This window comes from Synechococcus sp. R6-10 (genome assembly GCF_047461815.1).
Classification (GTDB): domain Bacteria; phylum Cyanobacteriota; class Cyanobacteriia; order Thermostichales; family Thermostichaceae; genus Thermostichus.
Genome location: NZ_JANSHW010000339.1, coordinates 1 through 4,220, shown reverse-complemented (window position 1 = coordinate 4,220; position 4,220 = coordinate 1). Strand labels below are relative to the sequence as shown.

Here is a 4,220-nt window from a genome sequence, read left to right as displayed (position 1 = left end):
TCTGGCTCAAAGACTTCGGCAAAAGTAGCCACCAGCGCCCCATCCAAAAAGGCCAATTTTCGGGATCCCGGTTGGGATTTTTGAATGTATTCTACGAGTCTCTCGATTTCCATTTGAAAGCGGCGCATGTTAACCATTCGCTCTTTCGGTTCACCGCTGCTGTCGGATCCCAGGTCCCTTGGAGTCAATACATCCACTTGGATGTCTTTTTCGTACAAGCCTGCTGCGCAGTGATAATTTTCATACCAGCCGATTTGCACCAGCGCCACCGGTATTGACAGATCTTTGCTGGGATAAATCTGGGATCCATCCACGGCAAAGGTGGGAATATTTTCAATGACCGATTTCGCCCACTCACGGCTTTCTTCGTAATTGGCCCATTCCTGCTCAAAAGGGATCTTCCAATTGGAGTAGCGATCCCACTCCGCAGTAGGTAAAGCGCCTGGGAAAGGGAATGGAGCTATTTTTTCGGCAATCTCTAAGCTCGACCACTTGCACAGGTTTTCCATGGCCTGCCTATAGCATTCTCTGCGCTCCGATAGCCGTTGATCAAAAGTGGCAAAGGCTTCCCGCTTTTGCTGCAAGACCGCCAGGATCCGGTCGGCTCTAAACACCATGGGCGGGATCCCTCCTCACCCAACTGGAGTGCCTTTCCACCCGAATAACATTTTCTGTCATTTGCTCAAAGGTATCGTCGTGGCTGATGACAAACAGCTGCTCAAAAGATCGCAGGTTGGTAATAGCCTCTGCCAGCCGCTGTCGCCGTTGGGCATCCATATTGGTGGTGGGCTCATCGAAAAAGGCAATATTTAGTTGTCCCAACACCTTGAGTAAAGCCAAGCGCACTGCCAAGGCCGCCGACATTTGCTCTCCCCCGGAAAGGCTGGCAAACCGTCGTTTGGGGCTGCCGGCTTCTTGAACGCGGATCTCATAATCGGCTTCCCAGGTCAGGGTGACGTTGGGACGGTTGAGAATTTCTCGGAAGAGGTGATCGGCAGTATGGTTGATCTGCTGCAGGTAGTATTGGGTAATTTGAGGGCCGGCTTTTCTATAGGTATCTCGGCTAAACTTGATAAAGCGGTGTAGGCGTTCTTTCTCAGTTTTTTCTGCCTCGACTTGCTTTAAGCTTGCCTTGGTCTGTTCCAATTGCCGCAACTTTTCCTCAATTTTGCTCAGTTGAGGAGCTAGGCTCTCCAGGCGGGCTTGGGCTTCGGCTTTTTGAATTTCGGTGGCCTGCAGAAGGGATCGAAGATGCTCATGCTCCTGCGGTCGATACAGAGCAGCTAAGGGATCCCGTGCTGCGCGAAGTTGGGAAAGCTGAGTTTGCAGTTGCTGCCGCTGGGCGTTTAGCTCGGCCAGTTCCTGTTCCCGTTGGGGAAGCAATTTGGCGATGGGTTCTGCCTGCAGATAGCGCTCGTGATCTAAACGGTATCGTTCGCGTTCTTCCTGCAGGGATCCCAGCTCTCGATCCAGATGCTCCGTTTGGCATAGGGCCTCCTCGATAGGGTTGAGTGCGGCCTGTAAATCCTGAAGCTGCTGCAGGCAGTCGGCCTGCATTTGTAAATATTGCTTTTCCTGTTTTAACTCTGCTTTGAGCCGTTCGGCTTGACTTCTGGGATCCCCCAGAGATTTTAAGGTTTTGGCGGCTTTTTCAATTTGGGCTTGCAGGTCATCTTTGGATCCCTCTGTTTGTTCCCAGCGGTCGATCTGGGCTTGTTTTTCTTGCTTGGCTTTCTGAATTTGATCTAGGGCCAACTGGGCCGCTTGGAGTTCATCTTGCCGTCGGGGCAAACTTTGGGCAAGAGGCTGCATGCGGATAAAGGTCTCGTAGTTGTTGCGGTGCCGGCCTTGTTCTTCCCGCAAAGCTGCAATTCTTTCATCCAGATCTGAAAGCGGTTGCAGCTGCTCTTCTAGGGCTTGTATCTGCTGTTGGAGTTGCTGAACATGGGCCGCTATTTGTTGATATTCTTGCTCAACCCTAGACTTGCGGCTGAGATCTCTTTCCAAGCGCTGGATTTGCCCTCTGGGATCCCCCAGTTCTTGCAGCGCCTGGCCAATTTCCTGTTGTTGCCGAAGGAAGGTGGGCTCAGCCTCAAGATCCCAGTGAAGATCATCAATTCTGCTTTGTCGTTCGGCTTGCAACTGCAGCAGTTGCTGAATTTGGGCTTGTAAATCGGGTATTTGTGCGGTTAGGCCGAGCAAGGGTTGCAAAGTCCTGAGTTGTTTTTGGATGTTGGACAACTGCTGACGAAGTTGGGGCTCGGAAGTTTGGGGAGCCAGATCCTGCAAAATCTGATGGATGGACTGGAGCAACTGTTGGCTGAGTGCTGAAGATCGAGTGAGTACCTCTGGGATCCGCTGCCACAGAGATTGAAGTTGGGGATAGTTGTGTCGCTGCGCTTCCAATTCGTCCAGAAGTTGCCGGATGCTGTGATGGTGTTGAGCCAATTGATCCGAGCCCTGCTCAAAAAGGGCTTGTAGCTCCTGTTGAAATTGACGAGCTGCGGCAATGCGGCTGAGCTGAGTTTGCAATCGCTCCTGTTGAGTTTCGAGCGCAGGAATGGCGGCTACCCGCTCCAAATCCGCCTGCCGTTGTCTCAGTTGGAGCTGCAGTTGTTGCAATTGGACTTGGCCTTGTTCCTGCTCCGTTTCCCGTTGTTTGAGTTCAAGGCGCAGAGCCTGAAAGGAAGCCAACTTCTCGCCAAGTTGGGAGTGGCGCTGCTCCAGGGAGGCCTGCCGTTCACACAGGGGTTGCAGCTCAAGTTTTTCCGCCTCCATTTTTTGGAAGATCTGGAGTTGTTGCTGATATTCGGATCCCTGCAGCTCCAATCGATGCAGTTGATGTTGCAAAGTTTCCCGTTGAGCCAGTAAAGTTTGTCGGGTTCGCCGCAGCGCTTCCTGCTCTGCAATGAGGGTTTCCAACTGCAAATAACGGTTGTAGGTCAATTGATGCTGCCGACATATGGCCTGGGCCTGTTCAGCTTCTTGCACTCGGCTTTGTAGCAGTTGACAGCGCTCGGCGTGGGCTGTCCATTCTGCCTGGATCTGTTCCCATTCGCGGTGCAGGTGTAGCAACGTGTTGAGCTGTTGAGTCCAATAGGTCTGCTGACGCTCTAGCTCCTCTTGGGCCTGAATTTGCGGGGTTAGCTCCTCTAGCTCCTGCTTCCAGCGCTGCTGTTGGCTTAACTTTTCTTGAAGTCTTGCCAATTGGTTTTCGATATGCTGCTTTTGCGAGAGCAAAGCATCCCGCTGTTTCAGCCACTCCAAGCGTTGCTGTTGCTGTTTTTCCAGCTCCCGCAAGCGAGCTTCTGTGGCCAAAAAATGCTGAGATCCCTCCCAGTATTGCTGTTGCTGCGCTTGAGCTTGCCTGGCCTCTGCCCATAACTTTTCTGCCTGCTCAAGAGATACCTGAAGCAGGGATCCCTTTTGCTCCAGTTGGGCAATCTGGTGATCTAAAGTTTGGATTTGCTCAAGCCATTTCTCCAGTCGCTCGATCTCAAGCTTAACCTGATCCAGAGTGTGGATCGATTGACTCAAGCGCTCTTGCCAATAACTCAGTTCTTGTTGGATTTTCTGCCGCTCCGCTTGCAGCGGATCCCACTCCTGTAGCTGTTGGCGGAGCAATTCAATTTGATGATTAATGGCCTGAATCTGCGCCTCGCTGTATTTTTCGACCGCCAACAGGTCTTTGGCTACCTGCTGGTACTCTTCCACCTTTAAGATGCGATCGAAAACTTCTTTGCGATCTCGACCGGTTTTGAGAAAGTCTGCCGTGAAAGTCCCTTGGGGCACCCCAATCGTTGTGGCAAAGAGCCGCGCCAGGTCGGTACCGGCAGGTACGCCCAAATGTTGCCTCAGCCACGGCAGCACATCGGACTTGCGCTCATACTCTAGGCGCTGCTTCAGCTGGGGATCAAAGAGACGATATCCCTGCGTTACGCTGCGGCGAACATCGTAGGTGCGCTGATCCCATTGGGAGATAAATTGCACAGTCACCACTGCGTCGTTGGCCCCGGAGCGAATGATTTCTTCTTGGCTGTAGGGGCAGTAGTCGAACAAAACCCAGGCAATGGCTTCCAAAATGCTGGTCTTGCCCGCTCCGTTTTCTCCGCAAATGGCGTTAATACCTGGCTCAAACGTGAAGACGGCATCCTCATGAGATTTGAAGTTTTGTAAAGCGAGAGAGAGGATCCGCATAATCAGTCTTCTGCTCCCCAAAA

The 4,220-nt window shown here is 52.2% G+C and carries 2 protein-coding genes; both read right to left on the bottom strand.

Going from position 1 to position 4,220, the window contains the following annotated elements; translation table 11 throughout:
- On the bottom strand, window positions 1-617 hold a 617-nt coding region (locus NW837_RS09940), incomplete at its 3' end, for a DNA double-strand break repair nuclease NurA (RefSeq protein ID WP_414331157.1).
- On the bottom strand, window positions 607-4,197 hold the full coding sequence (locus tag NW837_RS09935) for an AAA family ATPase (RefSeq protein ID WP_414331155.1): 3,591 nt from the start codon (window positions 4,195-4,197) through the stop codon (window positions 607-609). The genes NW837_RS09935 and NW837_RS09940, both read right to left, overlap by 11 nt.
- Window positions 4,198-4,220: the final 23 nt, after the last annotated feature.

Coding starts and splice junctions, on each gene's coding strand:
- NW837_RS09935 (WP_414331155.1), bottom strand. CDS start 4,197: ATGCGGATCCTCTCTCTCGCTTTACAAAACTTCAAATCTCATGAGGAT.